Annotated in this window: 15 protein-coding genes and 1 other annotated feature; of the genes, 14 read left to right on the top strand and 1 reads right to left on the bottom strand. The window is 43.3% G+C overall.

What is annotated here, in order from left to right:
* Positions 1 to 167: 167 nt before the first annotated feature.
* Entirely contained in the window at positions 168 to 632 is a 465-nt protein-coding gene (locus tag FC51_RS00640; RefSeq protein ID WP_057909309.1) for a GAF domain-containing protein, read from the bottom strand.
* A 162-nt stretch (positions 633 to 794) separates the two neighbouring features.
* On the opposite strand from FC51_RS00640, the gene ezrA reads away from it, so the two are divergent.
* The 14 genes from ezrA (at position 795) to FC51_RS00710 (ending at position 16,765) form a co-directional block, all read left to right on the top strand.
* Complete coding sequence (gene ezrA / locus FC51_RS00645; RefSeq protein ID WP_057909308.1) at positions 795 to 2,531, top strand: septation ring formation regulator EzrA; 1,737 nt, start codon at positions 795 to 797, stop codon at positions 2,529 to 2,531.
* Between the two features lie 164 nt (positions 2,532 to 2,695).
* Entirely contained in the window at positions 2,696 to 3,841 is a 1,146-nt protein-coding gene (locus FC51_RS00650) for a cysteine desulfurase family protein (protein ID WP_057909307.1), read from the top strand.
* 8 nt (positions 3,842 to 3,849) lie between these two features.
* A complete protein-coding gene (thiI, locus tag FC51_RS00655) occupies positions 3,850 to 5,067 on the top strand; it encodes a tRNA uracil 4-sulfurtransferase ThiI (RefSeq protein ID WP_057909306.1) in 1,218 nt (405 codons plus the stop codon).
* 80 nt (positions 5,068 to 5,147) lie between these two features.
* Positions 5,148 to 5,657, top strand: a complete 510-nt coding sequence (gene tpx, locus FC51_RS00660) for a thiol peroxidase (RefSeq protein ID WP_057909305.1) — start codon at positions 5,148 to 5,150, stop codon at positions 5,655 to 5,657.
* A gap of 27 nt (positions 5,658 to 5,684) precedes the next feature.
* Positions 5,685 to 5,895 (top strand) — a binding site (T-box leader).
* A gap of 65 nt (positions 5,896 to 5,960) precedes the next feature.
* A complete protein-coding gene (locus FC51_RS00665) occupies positions 5,961 to 8,621 on the top strand; it encodes a valine--tRNA ligase (protein WP_057909304.1) in 2,661 nt (886 codons plus the stop codon).
* A 115-nt stretch (positions 8,622 to 8,736) separates the two neighbouring features.
* On the top strand, positions 8,737 to 10,068 hold the full coding sequence (locus tag FC51_RS00670) for a bifunctional folylpolyglutamate synthase/dihydrofolate synthase (protein ID WP_057909303.1): 1,332 nt from the start codon (positions 8,737 to 8,739) through the stop codon (positions 10,066 to 10,068).
* A 132-nt stretch (positions 10,069 to 10,200) separates the two neighbouring features.
* Positions 10,201 to 11,217 carry a rod shape-determining protein gene (locus FC51_RS00675; RefSeq protein ID WP_075141356.1) on the top strand — a complete coding sequence of 339 codons (1,017 nt, stop codon included), beginning with the start codon at positions 10,201 to 10,203 and terminating at the stop codon, positions 11,215 to 11,217.
* Positions 11,218 to 11,262: 45 nt separating this feature from the next.
* Entirely contained in the window at positions 11,263 to 12,111 is an 849-nt protein-coding gene (gene mreC, locus FC51_RS00680; RefSeq protein WP_171031847.1) for a rod shape-determining protein MreC, read from the top strand.
* Between the two features lie 16 nt (positions 12,112 to 12,127).
* Entirely contained in the window at positions 12,128 to 12,652 is a 525-nt protein-coding gene (mreD, locus tag FC51_RS00685) for a rod shape-determining protein MreD (protein ID WP_057909300.1), read from the top strand.
* A gap of 15 nt (positions 12,653 to 12,667) precedes the next feature.
* Entirely contained in the window at positions 12,668 to 13,351 is a 684-nt protein-coding gene (locus FC51_RS00690; RefSeq protein WP_057909299.1) for a septum site-determining protein MinC, read from the top strand.
* A complete protein-coding gene (minD, locus tag FC51_RS00695) occupies positions 13,344 to 14,150 on the top strand; it encodes a septum site-determining protein MinD (protein ID WP_057909298.1) in 807 nt (268 codons plus the stop codon). Before FC51_RS00690 ends, minD begins: the two co-directional genes overlap by 8 nt.
* A gap of 445 nt (positions 14,151 to 14,595) precedes the next feature.
* Positions 14,596 to 15,240, top strand: coding sequence for an amino acid ABC transporter permease (locus tag FC51_RS00700; RefSeq protein WP_057909297.1), 645 nt, complete (start codon positions 14,596 to 14,598; stop codon positions 15,238 to 15,240).
* A 12-nt stretch (positions 15,241 to 15,252) separates the two neighbouring features.
* Positions 15,253 to 15,888 (top strand): amino acid ABC transporter ATP-binding protein, encoded by a 636-nt coding sequence (locus FC51_RS00705; protein ID WP_057911123.1) that lies wholly within the window; start codon positions 15,253 to 15,255, stop codon positions 15,886 to 15,888.
* Between the two features lie 10 nt (positions 15,889 to 15,898).
* Positions 15,899 to 16,765, top strand: coding sequence for an amino acid ABC transporter substrate-binding protein (locus tag FC51_RS00710; RefSeq protein WP_057909295.1), 867 nt, complete (start codon positions 15,899 to 15,901; stop codon positions 16,763 to 16,765).
* The last annotated feature ends 59 nt before the right edge of the window (positions 16,766 to 16,824 follow it).

Consider the following 16,824-nt stretch of genomic DNA (forward strand, 5'->3'; position numbering starts at 1 on the left):
GAGTAAAATAAGCCATTGCAGACTTAGTATTCGTGCATGTTGCTTTGCTCTTTCGCTCAAGCAGCCGATTGAGTTACTTGCAGAACCAATTGAATGGCAACAACATGTTGACGAGCTTACCGTCTACTGCTGCGTTATTTTACACAAACACCATTGTATAAAGATTTCTACCCTAAGTCAACATGTTTGACGAAGATGTCACCAAAGGCGTTCAAGTTTTCTTCATCTTCACTTGAAAAACGATCCAGAATTGGTGAATCGATGTCCAAAACGCCAATTGCCTGACCGTCCTTGAACAATGGAATGACCAGTTCTGATTTTGAGTTGGCATCACAAGCAATGTGGCCGGCAAATTGGTGAACATCGGCGACGCGTAATGAATGCTTTTGCTTGAGCGCCGTTCCACAGACACCGTCACCATTTTTGATGTGCATGCAGGCGACATTGCCTTGGAAGGGGCCGAGAATCAATTCATCGTCTGAAGGGACGTAACGGTAAAATCCGACCCAGTTGATATCTTCAAGACTAATGTTTAATAAGGCCGCTGCGTTGGCCATATTTGCAACCAAATCGGTTTCACCTTCTAAAAGGGCGTCAAGCTGTTGGTTCACTAAATTTTTAACGTTTTGCATAATTGTTTTCCTCACTTTAAAAATAATATGGTGAAAGGGCCCTACTATGATATAATTCAACTTAGAGCACATTATTTAACTATTCATACATAATAAATTGTTTTTGACAATTTTACTACAATAACGTTTTTTTATATCTTTATTTCTGAAGGATGGGATCGAATGCTTACTTTGTTGATTGGAATTATCGTGGTAGTGGGGGCTTGTTACCTGGGATTCGTTTTTTATCAAAGACGGACAATTAAGATGGCAACGAGTATTTACGAGAATAAGCGGGATTTGAACAAGATTCCGTTGGATGATGAATTTGCGCTTGCCAAGAAGATGAACTTAACCGGTGAGTCTCACAAAAAGTATGATCAACTGTACAACAAGTATCAGCATTATAAGAACCAAATGCTGCCGAGTATTGATGAAGGCATTGAGGCCGTTAAAGAAGACGGCAAGGGCATTAATTTCTTAAAGACCAAAAGCGATTGGCAAGCTGCCAACAAAGCAATTTCCGACGCTGATTCGACACTCAAAGACATTCAAGCCGGCTTAGCCCAACTTTATGATTTGAATAAGCAGCATAAGTTGGCACTCGATGAACTTGATAAGAAATACAAGCGCTTGCGAGAAGATATTCTCAATAAGAACCAGTCATTTGGCCCCAGCATTGATAATTTAGAGAAGATGCTTTCAGATATTGAGGGGACTTTTGATGAGTTCACCCAGTTGACAAAAAGTGGCGATCCAAACAGCGCGGAAGAAGTCTTGAGCGATTTGAACACCGCCACCGATAAATTGGAATCGTATATGGATCGGATTCCCAAGCTCTATGAGTTGATTTCTAAAGAATTTGTTGAACAAGTTGACGAAATTGAGTCAGGCTACAACGAACTAAAACAAAAGCAGTACAACTTTCCCAATGATCAGTTTGTCAAAACAATCAAGGGAATTCGCGATCAGTTGAAGGTTAACACCAAGAAACTTGAAAACTTGGAAATTGATTCGGTTGAAAAAGCGACTCAGAATATCGCAGATCGAATCGACCAGATGTATGACGCAATCGATAAAGAATTTAAAGCCCGTCCTGACGTTGAAAAGCACACTAAAGTCATTGGTGAGTACATTGACCATGTTCGCAAACAAAATGGTGACTTGCAGTTAAGGCTGGAAACACTTAACAAAAGTTATGTCTTGAATCATCAAGAAATTGAGAATAATCACCAATATGATCAACAGATTTCAACCATTGAAAAGAAGTATCAAAACGAAGTTCAACAAATGAAGGATGGCGAAGCTGTTTTTTCAACCATTCAAACTGATCAAAAACAAATGATGAAGGACTTGAGTCAAATTGAGTCCGAGCAAAAAGCGCTCTTTCAAGCAGCCATCAAATTGCCAAAACAAGAAAATGCTGCCAGAAGTGCGCTGGCCGGTTTTGATTTGGAAATGCGGAATAAAAAGCGTCGAATCGATAATCATAATCTACCCGGATTATCAGATGCCTATCAAGATGCATTTGCCGCCGTTATTCGTGAGATCAATCATTTGGATAATGCAATGAATCAGCCGCAGATTGATATGGATGATATTTCCAAACAGCTGATCATCATTCAATCGGACATGGATACACTTGAAGAAAAGACCAGTCAGCTGATCGATGATGCAGTGCTGGCTGAACAGACCATTCAGTACGCCAACCGGTTTATCAGCACCAACTCCGAAATTGCTGCTGCCAGCAAAACGGCGCAGATGTACTTTGATCAAAAATATGATTATGAACAGAGCTTAAGTATCATCTCTAAGGCGCTGGAAAAACAGTCTTCCGGCGTTTTCACCAAGATTAAAGATGATTATTTCAACTCCAAGAAACGTTCCAAGTCTGATAATGTCGTTGAAGAAGATCAATAATTTGAATGAAAAGACGGGCACAATCAAAAATGTGGCCCGCCTTTTGTTTGTTTTAAAATCGACGCCAACAAGCATCCCGCTTGTGACACGCTGTGTTTGGGTGTATCATACTGGGAGTTATATTTGTTGGAGTCGAACCAATAAATGAGAGAAGAAGGTTTCGAATGATTTATTTTGATAATAGTGCCACCACAAAAGTATTACCTGAAGTTCTTGACACATACAATAAAGTTAGCCAGCAGGTCTGGGGGAATCCTTCCAGCCTGCATAATTTTGGTGAGCAGGCATTCAACTTACTTGAGCAGTCACGTAAGCAGATTGCCGATTTACTGAACGTTCATCCTGATGAAATCTACTTTACAAGTGGCGGAACCGAAGGCGACAACTGGGTTATCAAGGGAACCGCAATTGAAAAGCGGGCGTTTGGTAAGCACTTAATTACCACCTCGGTTGAACACGCCGCCGTCAAGAATTCGTTTGAACAGCTCAGACAGTTGGGCTATGACGTGACCTATTTACCGGTCGATGACGAGGGCCGCATTTCGATTGATGATTTAAAAGCTGCGATTCGTCCGGAGACGACGTTGGTGTCGATTATGGCGGTCAATAATGAAATTGGGACGATTCAGCCAATCAAAGAAGCGGCTGAGCTGTTAAAACAATACCCTAAAATTCACTTCCATGTCGATGCGGTTCAGGGATTAGGAAAGGGAATTCAGGATCAGATTTTTAACGATCGGACTGATTTCGCCGTGTTCTCCGGCCATAAGTTCCACGCACCTCGTGGGACAGGTTTCATCTACGCACGTCGCGGCCGCAGAATCGCGCCATTAATGAATGGTGGCGGACAGGAAAAAAATCAGCGTTCAGGCACCGAAAACCTTCCCGGAATTACCGCGATGTCAAAAGCAATTCGGTTAGTTCTGGGCACAGAACCGGCTGCCATTGATAAGGAACGCCAAATCAAGCAATTGATTATGGACCACATCAGTCAGTTTGATAAAGTGACCATTTTTTCAAAGAATGACGCCACGTTTGCACCACATATCTTATGTTTTGCAATCAAGGGTGTTCGTGGTGAAACGATTGTCCATGCCTTTGAAAAACACGATATCTACATTTCAACCACCAGTGCCTGCTCATCTAAAGATCATGACGAATCAGGAACTTTAAATGCGATGCGGGTCCCGGACGATATTGCCACCAGTGCGGTTCGAATTTCACTTGGCGATCATAATACACTTGATGAAGCCAAACAATTCGTGAAAGTATTTGATCAATTGTATGAAGAATTTGACAAATTAAGTTAGGAGTCAGTATGCACTATACAGAAATTATGGTTCGCTATGGCGAGCTGTCCACTAAGGGCAAAAATAAAAAAGAGTTTATTAAGCAGCTTGGCAGAAATGTCCGAGCTGTTTTGCACCCATTTCCAAAGCTCGAAGTCAAGCCACAGCGGGATCGACTTCACGTTGCCCTTAATGGTGAAGACGATCAGGCGGTTATCGAGAGTTTGAAGGGCGTTTTTGGAATTGAAAATTTTTATCCATCAGTTCAGTTGGATAAAGACATGGAGACGATTAAACAAACTGCGCTGGAAATGGTCAAAGAACAGTACCATGACGGAGCAACGTTTAAAATTAACACCCGTCGTCAGGATAAACATTTTCAATACGACACCAACCAAATCAATAATCTGTTAGGCGACTACATCCTTGAAAATGTTGACGGTATTAGCGTTGACGTCAAGAACCCCGACATTTCAATTCGTGTTGAAATTCGCATGAACGGGGCGTTTTTGTCTTCAGAAAAGATTCATGGGGCGGGCGGCCTTCCCGTGGGAACCGGTGGCCGGGCAACCATGATGCTTTCCGGTGGAATCGATTCGCCGGTTGCAACGTATTTGGCCATGAAACGTGGCGTTAAAATTGACATGATTCATTTTTACAGCCCACCATATACGAGTGACCAAGCCCTGAATAAGGCGAAGCAGTTGACTTCGGTTTTGGCAAAGTATTCCGGCAATATTCAGTTCATTCAGGTGCCGTTTACCGAGATTCAAGAGACGATCAAGGAAAAGGTTCCCGAAGGCTATCTGATGACCATTCAACGGCGGATGATGCTGCGCATTGCCGCCAAAATTACTCAAGAAAGGCATTGCGGCGGCGTCTTTACCGGCGAAGCCCTGGGGCAGGTTGCCTCACAAACCTTGGAAAGCATGATGGCCATCAACGACGTCACAACGATGCCCGTATTACGACCGTTGGTATCAATGGACAAGACTGAAATTATCAAGATTTCTGAAAAGATTAAGACGTATGATCTGTCGATTCTGCCGTTTGAGGATTGTTGTACGATTTTTACGCCACCTGCACCAAAGACGCGTCCGGATTTGGACAAGTCGCGCAAGTTTGAATCATACATTGATGTTGACGGCTTGATGAAAAAAGCGATTGATCATATTCAAATTACCGATATCAAACCTGGCGAAGAGTTCCTTAACCAAAACCAAGATATCTTTGCCGAACTCCTTTAATTCACAAAACACCTTGCCAAATTTCTTGGAGTGGGCTACATTATGTATAACGTTAGTTAATTGACCAAGGGAGTGCTTTTATGGAAATCACGATCAATGGTAAAGAAGAAAGTATGTTTGGCAATCCACCAGAAGTTGGTGAAACCCTGCCAAAGTTTAAGCTTGAGGACGCTGACGGAAACAAAGTTAAGACTGCTGATATTATTGGCAGAATCACGTTGCTTTCAACGGTTCCCGATATTGATACACCGGTCTGCTCTGTGGAAACTCGAAAATTCAATCAGGAAGCTGATAAGTTTCCCGATGTTCAATTTTTGACCGTTTCCAATAACACGGTTGAACAACAAAAAAATTGGTGTGCTGCACAAGGCGTCGCCAATTTAAAAATGTTGTCCGATGAAAACCTTTCATTAGGTTATGCAATGAAGCTTTATTTACCAAACTTCGGTGCTTTGGCGCGGACAATTTACATTGTTGATGCAACCGGCAAGATTATCTATCGTCAGATTGTTCCTGAAATTACCAATGAGCCGGACTATGACGATGTGTTAAATGCGTTGAAAAAAGTTGCCAAGCGTGTTGACGATTAGTCAAAAGTTGGTTAAGATTAAAATTAAATTAAAGTGTTGAGCAAGAGAGTAGCCAACGATCCGGTTTCAGAAAGAAAATCATTGCTGGGAGATTTTTACCGATTGTTGTGTGAAAGTAACTTGTGAGCTGCCCGCTCGAATTTTGAGAGCGGGACGGGATTATCAGCCCGTTACAATGATAGTTAAGTGGGGCTTTACAGCCCAATTTAGGTGGTACCGCGAGCACTTCGTCCTAATGTTTGGATGGAGTGTTTTTTTGTTACATAAAATAAAATTGAGATCGGATTTGAAAGGGGCGACGTCATGTCAGACAAGAAGCAAGAAATGTCAACGAAATATGATCCAACTTCCGTGGAAAAGGGAAGATATAATGAATGGCTTGAAGAAGGGGTATTTGAACCAAGTGGGGATAAGAAAGCAAAACCATTTTCAATCGTTTTACCGCCACCAAATGTTACTGGAAAGCTCCACTTGGGCCACGCCTGGGATACCACACTGCAAGATATGATTATTCGCCGCAAGCGGATGCAGGGTTATGATACCCTTTGGCTGCCAGGAATGGACCATGCGGGGATTGCAACGCAAGCAAAAGTTGAGGCCAAGCTTCGCAAACAAGGCATCTCTCGTTATGACCTGGGCCGTGAAAAGTTTATCGATAAGGTATGGGAATGGAAAGACGATTTTGCCCGGACCATCAAGGAACAGTGGGCCAAATTAGGGCTTTCACTGGACTATGAACGCGAACGCTTTACCCTTGACGAAGGCTTGTCAAAGGCCGTTCGCAAGGTCTTCGTTTCCCTTTATAACAAGGGCCTGATTTATCGGGGCGAATATATTATTAACTGGGACCCACAGGCTCGGACTGCTTTGTCTGATATTGAGGTTATTCATAAGGATGACAAGGGTGCCTTTTACCACGTTAAGTATCCATTTACGGATGGCACGACATTTAACGGCAAGGATTACATTGAAATCGCAACCACCCGTCCTGAAACCATGATGGGTGATACTGCGGTTGCGGTTAACCCTTCTGATGAACGTTATAAAGAACTGGTCGGCAAAAAGGTTTTGGTGCCGTTAATTAACCGTGAAGTGCCAATCATTGCCGATCAATACGTTGACCCTGAGTTTGGAACTGGAATGGTTAAAATTACGCCTGCCCATGACCCTAATGACTTTAAGGTCGGTAATCGTCATAATCTAAAGCGGATTAATACGATGAACGAAGACGCGTCAATGAACGAAAATGCCGGAAAGTATAAAGGCATGGATCGTTTTGAAGCCCGAAAAGCAATGGTTAAGGATCTTGAAGACGAAGGCCTGATGCTTTCAATTGATCCAATCGTCCATTCAGTTGGTCATTCAGAACGAACCGGGGTTCAAGTCGAAGCCCGTTTATCAACTCAGTGGTTTGTTAAAATGAAGCCACTGGCAGAACAAGCCATTCAAAATCAATCAACTGACGATAAGGTCAGCTTCTTTCCTGAACGATTTGAAGGCACTTTCACCCAGTGGATGGAAAACGTGCATGATTGGGTTATTTCTCGTCAGCTTTGGTGGGGACATCAGATTCCAGCCTGGTACAACAAGCAGACTGGTGAAACATACGTTGGCATGGAAGCGCCAAAGGACGCAGAAAACTGGGAACAGGATCCGGATGTTTTGGATACCTGGTTCTCATCTGCACTCTGGCCGTTTTCAACCATGGGTTGGCCAGACGATACTGACGACATGAAGCGTTATTTCCCAACCGACACGTTGGTAACCGGATATGATATCATTTTCTTCTGGGTTTCCCGGATGATTTTCCAAAGCCTTGAATTTACCCACGAACGACCATTTAAGGACGTTTTACTTCACGGCCTGATTCGAGATTCACAGGGCCGTAAGATGTCCAAGTCACTTGGAAATGGGATTGATCCAATGGATGTCATCGATAAGTATGGGGCGGATGCATTGCGTTGGTTCCTGTCAATTGGTGGTACCCCTGGTCAGGATTTGAAATTCAGTTACGACAAGATGGATTCCGCCTGGAACTTCATTAACAAGATTTGGAATGCCAGCCGGTACGTTATCATGAACCTGGATGGTATCGACAAACCGGAGCTTCCGGACAAATCGGAATGGCAACTATCTGATAAATGGATTTTAAGCCGTTTGAACGCAACGGTTAACCATGTTTCTGAGTTGTTTGAGAAATACAACTTCGGTGAAGCTGATCGTTATCTTTACGATTTCATTTGGAACGATTTCTGTGATTGGTACATTGAAATGAGTAAAGAAGCACTTAACAGCGACGATGAAAAGCTCAAGAAAAACACCCAGAATATCTTGGCTTATGTTCTTGACCAGACATTACGGTTGTTGCAGCCAATCATGCCGTTTGTGACGGAGTATATCTGGCAAATGATGCCACACGTTGGCAAATCATTGGTAACCGCTGAGTATCCGGTTGACCATCCTGAATTTAATGACGGCACTGCTGAGCATCAGATGCAGTCACTGATTGATCTGATCACGGCCGTTCGTAATATTCGAAACGAGGCCAACGCACCGTTATCATCACCAATTGACATGTTGATTCAAACGGATAACAGTACCTTAAAAGAAATCTTTGAATCAAACCGTGACTACATTGATCGCTTCTGCCACACCAAGGAACTTCAGATTGGTAGTGACATCCAAGCACCGAAGCTGTCGATGTCAGCCGTGATTACTGATGCAACGGTCTTTGTACCGTTAGCTGAGCTGGTTGATCTCAAAGATGAGCAAGCACGGGTTCAAAAAGATGTTGATAAATTCGAATCCGAGGTTGCCCGTTCTGAAAGGAAGTTGGCCAATAAGCGCTTTGTCGAAAACGCACCGGATGCGGTTGTTGACGAAGAAAAGAAGAAGCAAGCCGATTATCAGTCCAAGTTGGATGCGGCTAAGGAACGTTTGCAACAAATTAGTAGTGAGATGTAAAATAGTTGTTGAGGAAGATCGTTAAATTTTGATAAGACGTGGGGAAAAATACGGTTTACCGGGTCCTCCCGGTAATAGTAACCGTGTTTGACCCACGTTTTTTTAAGGAGAAAACATGATTAACTCGTATCAAGAGGCACTGGCGTTCATTCATGGGCGAACTAAATTCAAGAAGATCCCGACGCTGAAGCGAATGCGCCGATTTTTGGATGAACTGGGAGCGCCCGACAAACGGATCAACGCGATTCACATTGCCGGCACAAATGGCAAGGGATCAACGCTGGCATTTTTACGAAATATTTTTCAAGAAGATGGAAAAACGGTTGGCAGCTTTACCTCACCGTTTCTAATGAAATTCAACGAACGGATCAGCGTTAACGGTGTGCCAATTTCAGACAGTGAAATTCTGCGGTTGGCACAAACGGTCTATCCCATCGTCAAAAAGTTGGATGACGAGTTGCCCGAGGGTGGGCCGACCGAATTTGAGATTGTAACGGCGATGATGTTCACTTATTTTGCCGAGGGCCACGCCGACATTGTTCTGATTGAAGTGGGATTGGGTGGCTTATTTGATTCGACCAACGTGATTGTCCCCAAAGTGTCAGTGATCACTTCAATCGGCTGGGACCACATGCATATTCTAGGTGACACGTTACCGAAAATTGCCGCTCAAAAAGCTGGTATTATCAAATCCGGAGTGCCGGTCGTCGTTGGCGGAGTGGATCAGGAATCCCTAAAAGTTATCCAAAAAACCGCCCAGAAAAAGGGCAGTCCGATTCAGATTTTAGGAAGTGATTTCACGGTCACTGATTTAGGCGAATCAAGTTGGCAACAGTCATTTGATTTCAAATCGGGGGCCCATCACTTCGACCAATTGCACACCGGTTTATTGGGCGATTATCAAACGCACAACGCTGCTTTGGCAATTGAGGCATACTTGGTCTATCAGCAACTTCAAAGCGCTGCAGCAGCCACAGAATCGGTTGAAAAAGGGGTTGCTGCAACCCAATGGGCTGGTCGCTTCGAACGGGTTTCTACCAATCCGACCGTCGTCCTTGACGGGGCCCATAACACGTCGGCGGTTGACCAGATTGTTAAATTGCTGGAAACCGATTTTTCGTCCGGCCACATCACCATTTTGATGGGGATTTTGGCAGATAAACAAGCGGATAAAATGGTCGAAAAGATGGATACGATTCCAAACGCGACGGTTTATTTAACTCAGTTTTCGGGACCCGGCAAGCGCAGTGCCGCCGACCCCAAAAAGCTCGAACACCAGTTGGAAACGGTGGGCGACCAAGCACTGATTATTGACGATTGGCACGAAGCCATTTCAACTTTGGCCGGGCAATTGGCGCCGGAGGATATGTTATTGATTACGGGCTCGTTATACTTTATCTCAGACGTTCGGCAATATTTAAAGGATAACCCGCGAATTTTCAAATAATCTATTAAATCAGTCCACGATTCACTTGATTTTATTTATTTTTGGACGCGTTATGATATACTTGTTTCGTTAAACAATAATAAATTAATCTATAAAAAATCGAACTAAATTAAGTTGATCGACAACGAAGGGATGGATAACGTGTTTGGATTAGGGGAAAAAAACATAGGAATTGATCTTGGAACCGCTAATACGATCGTTTACGTTGAGGGCAAAGGAATTGTCCTTCGTGAACCGTCAGTGGTTGCTAAGAGTACGAAAAGTGGCGAGGTCATTGCTGTTGGGTCTGAGGCCCGCGCAATGATCGGCCGAACTCCCGCAAGTATTCAAGCGGTTAGGCCAATGAAAGACGGCGTGATTGCCGATTATGATACGACTGTTGCCATGATGAAGTATTTCATTCAAAAGGCATTGGGACATTCGTCTGGTAAGCCTTACGTCATGGTTTGTGTACCAACAGGGATTACAGCCGTTGAAAAACGGGCGGTTATCGATGCCACCAGAGTTGCTGGTGCCAGAGATGCGTACGTCATTGAAGAACCATTTGCAGCTGCAATCGGTGCCGGTCTTCCAGTCATGGATCCAACCGGTAGCATGGTGGTTGATATTGGTGGTGGGACCACAGACGTTGCCACCATTTCTTTGGGCGGGATTGTTTCCAGCCGTTCAGTTCGAATGGCTGGCGATAAGCTCAATGAAGCAATTGCACAGTACGTCCGTCAAAAATACAATTTATTAATTGGTGAACGGACTTCCGAGCAGCTCAAAATTGATATTGGTTCTGCGTCTGAAAAAGCAGCTAAAGAAATCAAATCAGTTCCCGTTCGTGGTCGCGACTTAGTTACCGGACTGCCAACAACTGTTGAAATTAGCGGTGTTGACGTCAACAAAGCAATTAACGAGTCTGTTATGGCGATTATTGCCACAATCAAGGAAACGCTTGAAGAAACGTCACCTGAAATTGCAGCTGACGTTATTGACCATGGCATCGTTTTAACTGGTGGTGGTGCGTTGCTCAGAAACATTACCGATGTGATTGCAGATGCGACTCAAGTTCCCGTTTCCATTGCATCCGACCCACTTGATTGTGTTGCGATTGGTACTGGAGAATCATTAAAGAGCATTAATGTAATGAAGAAAAAGCAATAATTAACCAGTTCAGTGTTAATTATTAAATAACGAATGGAGGCAATTATGCAAAAATTTTTCTCCAGTCGAAAGCTTGTAATTGTCGTCGTATGTTTGATCGTTAGTTTTGGTTTGATGTCCCTATCGGTTGCCATCAGAGACAAGCGCAGCACCCCACCGCTTATTCAACAGTTTGGAAATGACATTGTTGGCTTTGGGGATCGAATCATTGCGGCACCAATGAATGGCATTCATCACGGGTTTGTTTCGACTAAGAATCTTTTGAACACCTACCAGGAAAATGAACGACTCAAATCCAAAGTTGACCAACTGACACAAACTCAGGTAAAAGATCAAGTTTTGGAACGAGAGAACAAACAGTTAAAGCGTCAATTAAATGTTGGCAGTACGCTGACCGGGTATGAAAAAATTAATGCTGCTGTTATTACCCGGACACCTTCTTCATGGGCTAGCCAGATCATTGTAAACAAGGGTCAGGCTGCCGGTGTTAAGAAGGATATGCCGGTAATTGCGGGACCCGGCTTGATTGGAACGGTTGCTGAAGTGAACAAGACCAACAGTAAGGTTGTCTTGATTTCAAATACCGCAGAAAACTCCAACCGATTTGCGATTCAAGTTTTGGGAGATAATTCCAAGGTTGTCAACGGGATCATCACATCGTATGATTCGTCTGCCAACCGCATCATTATGGGAAATATTACGTCTAAAGCCAAGCTTTCGGTTGGTAACCGGGTGACGACTAGTGGTCTTGGCGGTGTGATTCCGAAGGGAATTTACGTTGGGACAGTTTCGAAGGTCACTGAAGACGATTACGGTCTTGCTAAAAAAGTTTATATAAAGCCTGCTGCTAATTTGAACGACATTGAAGTCGTCTCAATAGCAGTTCGGAATTGATAGGAGGGACAATTAAGTGAAACGAAAAGTTCCTATTGCAATTTACTTTGTGATTGGTCAATTTATTGCGTTCTTTCTTGATGGTTCCCTCAGTCAGACGATGTCTGGGACACTTTATAAATACCCAAATTCCATGGTGCCGTATTTAACGGTTCTCTGGCTGATTTTGGCAGCCTTCTTCGGTAATTCCAAGAAGCTTCACCTATACGTTTGGGCAGCCGTTGTCGGCTTTATTTTCGATATGTACTATACGGGATTATTAGGTGTTTATGTGTTCATTTTTCCACTGGTTGTTTATTTGTGCCAAACGGTATACCAAATTTTGCCACCAAATTTCATGAGTGGTTTTTTGGTGTATTTTTTAGGAATTACAGTTTTAGTTAGCCTAGGATACGTTGCAAATGCGTTTATTGGGGAGACAAATTCATCAGTTGCCCAATTTCTTGTTAACACATTAGCCCCTACACTGGCACTCAATCTTGTTTTGCTTGCAATTGCTTACTTTCCGGTTGAGACGCTGTATAGGACTCATAGGCAATAAGAAGGGGAGTAGACGATGCAAGACGCAGCCGTTTTAAAAGGAACCAAAGATGGTTATGAAATTATTTTGGATGAAAATGCCAATGTTCAAGATATTTATTCATCACTTCGCAAGCTGTTGGATAATTTAAAAACGCAGACCGCTTCAACCGATCCGCAAACCATTGCGTTTGATATTTATACGGGAATGCGATTATGGCCGGCAGAAGACCGTTCTGAAATCGAAAAAATTTTTTCGGACTACGAGCTTTTTTCTGTTCATAAAATTACTGCCGACGTGATTACAAAGGCTGAATCCAATCGAATCTTGGAACAGTCAAGTGTCCATATTGTGGATCGCGTCATTCGAAATGGACAAGAAGTCCATATTGAAGGCGACGTTCTCTTCTTGGGGACCGTCCACGAAGGCGGGAAATTACTGGTTACTGGCAATATTTTCGTTCTTGGAAATGTTGAAGGGATTATCCAAGCCGGTGCACCTGATTTTGAAGATAAGATGATTATTGGGGATGTACATAGTGCGCAACAAGTTCGAATTGGTGAACAATTTGAAATTTTAGCTGATTCTAAGCATCAAATGGATAGCCGCACCGTTGTTTACGTCAACGACTTGCATGTCTTGGATTACGGTCGAGTTGAGGATTTAAAGCAGATCAACCCCAAGTTTTACAATCAGATAGGAGGAGTCATCAATGGGTAAGTCTTACGTTATAACTTCAGGTAAAGGTGGGGTTGGAAAAACAACTTCATCCGCAAATATTGGGACCGCACTGGCAATGCTTGGTAAGAAAGTTTGTTTGATGGACCTTGATATCGGTTTGCGGAACTTGGACGTTGTCTTAGGACTCGATAACCGGATCATGTATGACATCGTTGACGTTGCCAGTGGTCGGGCAAAATTGAGCCAGGCCCTGGTCAAAGACAAACGGTTTGATGATTTGCTCTATCTACTGCCTGCTGCACAAAATACTGACAAAACAGCTTTGAATCAAAATCAAGTCAAAGAAATTGTTGATGAATTAAAGCCTGATTTTGACTTTGTCTTAATTGACTGTCCAGCTGGTATTGAACAAGGCTTTATGAATGCAATTGCGGGTGCCGATAGTGCCATTATTGTCACCACACCCGAAATTTCAGCCGTGCGTGATGCTGATCGCGTCGTTGGCTTGCTTGAACAGCATCCACTGCAGGAACAACCTCATTTGATTATTAACCGGATTCGTCAGCACATGATGAAGGATGGTTCGGTGATGGACGTTGATGAAATCACACATCATTTGGGTGTTGAATTACTAGGGATCGTTTTTGACGATGATGCTGTTATCACCACTTCAAATAATGGTGAGCCGGTAGTATTGCAAGCTGAAAATCCAGCGGGACAAGGTTATCGTGATATTGCCCGCCGTCTGGTTGGCGAGTCGGTTCCGTTGATGGAAATGAAAGATGAGCAACAACCATCATTCTGGCAAAAAGTATCTCATTGGTTTCATAAGGGATAAAAAGGCTTGACGGATTCTCCGATTACGATTATGATGAATTTAACTTAATTAAAGATATTTTAAAGACGGTGATCAGAACCGGTCTTCAATTTGAATTTCAGAGAGCTCATCACGGTGGAAGTTGGGTATTCAGTTGTTGGTCGTCACATCTGGGAGTCATTTTTCTGAACAGAGTAGGAAAAAGCGGTGAGCACGTTATTGCTGAAGTTTAGTATTAAACTCGTAGAGGCCTTTCACATGAGTGAAGGGCAAATCTGAGGTGGAACCGCGATAAAATCGTCCTCTTAAGTCATTGATGGCTTAAGAGGATTTTTTTGTTTACCGGATTGACTAAACTTCATGAGGCAGCAGGTGTGAACTTGTTGCAAATTGAGGTGGAACCGCGAAAGCCATCGTCCTCTTGAGTCTTGATACTCAGGGGGATTTTTTTATGGAGGGATGTCAAATGATTCAATATATTCAAGAAATTTTACCAGCTTTATTATCTGGAACCAAAATGACGTTATCAATTTTCTTTTGGACGTTAATTTGCTCAATTCCGTTGGGCGCCTTGGTTGGTTTGGGACTGATTCAGCGCTTCAAACCATTAACCTGGCTTTTGAACTTTTACGTCTGGATCATGCGGGGAACGCCACTGTTACTGCAATTAATTTTTGTGTTTTACGGATTACCAATTATTCACATTGTCTTTCAACGATATGACGCTGCGATGTTTGCCTTTATTTTGAACTATACCGCCTACTTCGGTGAAATTTTCCGTGGTGGTTTCCAGTCAGTTCCAAAGGGCCAGTTTGAGAGCGCCAAAGTGTTGCGTTTAAGTTATGGCCAAACTATTCGAAAGATTGTCATTCCACAGGTTTTCAAAATTGTGTTGCCTTCAATTGGAAACGAAGTCATCAACTTGGTCAAGGACTCTTCATTGGTCTATGTCATTGGCTTGGGCGACTTACTGCGAGCCGGAAACGTTGCGACTGCCCGGGATGTCACTTTGCTGCCGCTCATCTTAGTCGGGATTATTTACCTCGCCTTGACCGCGGTTTGCACGATTGTCTTGAAACTCATTGAAAAACGTGAAAATGTTTGGCGATAGGAGGGAATTCATATGTTAGAGATTAAAGATTTAACAAAACGCTTTGGCAGTCGAACAATTATTGATGACCTTTCGATGACCGTCAAAGATAACGAAATCATGGCGATTGTCGGTCCGTCCGGTGCCGGTAAAACAACCTTATTGCGCTGTATTACGGGATTAGAGTCCGTCGACTCCGGAGAATTTTATTGGAATGGGAGTCAATTTGATCCGGCCAATACCACTCAAAAGGATACAATCATCGGCGTTGTCTTTCAGGATTACCAACTATTTCCTAACTTAACGGTCCTTGGCAATATTACATTGGCGCCGACGATGGTTAAAAAAGAACCAATGGATGACGTTAAAAAGTATGCCCGTGAGCTTTTAAGCCGGTTGGGACTTGAAGGAAAAGAAAATCTTTATCCCTATCAGCTGTCAGGAGGGCAAAAGCAACGGGTAGCCATTGTTCGTGCGTTAGCCATGCGGCCCAAGATTCTCTGCTATGATGAACCGACTTCAGCTTTGGATCCTGCGTTAAGAGACGAAGTTGCCCAAATTATTTTGGATCTCAAAAAACAGGAAATGACCCAAATCGTCGTCACTCATGATATGGATTTTGCCAAGAACGTTGCCGACGAGATTCAACAGGTTAAACAAATTCAGTAGGAGGGGTAGGATGTTAAAATCAATGAAACGACTTTTATTACTTACCAGCTTTCTGCTGATTGCGATTGGCCTTTCAGGCTGCGGTGTTCGGTACGTTAACCGGCAGGGATCTCAAGAAGATCCAGACACCTGGGCAACGGTTTCCAAGCAAAAGAAAATTGTTGTCGGCTTGGATGATAGTTTTGTCCCCATGGGATTCCAAACCAAGAGTGGCAAAATTGTCGGCTATGACGTTGATCTTGCCAAGGCCGTGTTCAAACAGTATGGGATCAAGGTCGATTTTCAGCCAATTGATTGGTCAATGAACGTGACTGAATTACGTAACGGGACCATTGATCTTATCTGGAACGGATTTTCGATTAATCCGCAACGGGCAAAGAAGATTACCTTTAGTGAGCCTTACTTGATTAATGATCAGGTCTTAGTTACCAAGAAAAATCAACACATTAAGAATTTTGCCGACATGAAAGGCAAAGTGGCCGGAGTTCAAAGCGGATCGGCCGGGGCGATGGACATCGATAACCAACCCAAATTATTGAAGGATCGGATTAAGGGCCATGAGCCAATTTTATATGACACGTTTACAGACGCGTTTATCGACTTGAATGCCAACCGGATTCAGGGATTGCTGATCGATAGCATTTATGCAGGCTATTATCTGGAACATCAGAAAAACGAATCCAGCTTTACGTCTATCCCAAGTGAATTTCCAAAGGAACAGTATGGCGTTGGGATGAGAAAGGGCGATACGGTTTTGAAGCAAAAAATTGATGCCGGCTTGAACCGATTAGCCAAAAATGGGGAATTGCACAAGATTAACATGAAGTGGTTTGGAACCGATCGTGATAGTCCACTGATGAAGAACGTTCAGAAATAATCAAGCTATGTGAGTGTGGACCGCTAACGGTTAGCTTTCAACTCGACTGCTTCATGAGA

This window comes from Lentilactobacillus parabuchneri DSM 5707 = NBRC 107865, assembly GCF_001435315.1.
Taxonomy (GTDB): Bacteria; Bacillota; Bacilli; order Lactobacillales; family Lactobacillaceae; genus Lentilactobacillus; species Lentilactobacillus parabuchneri.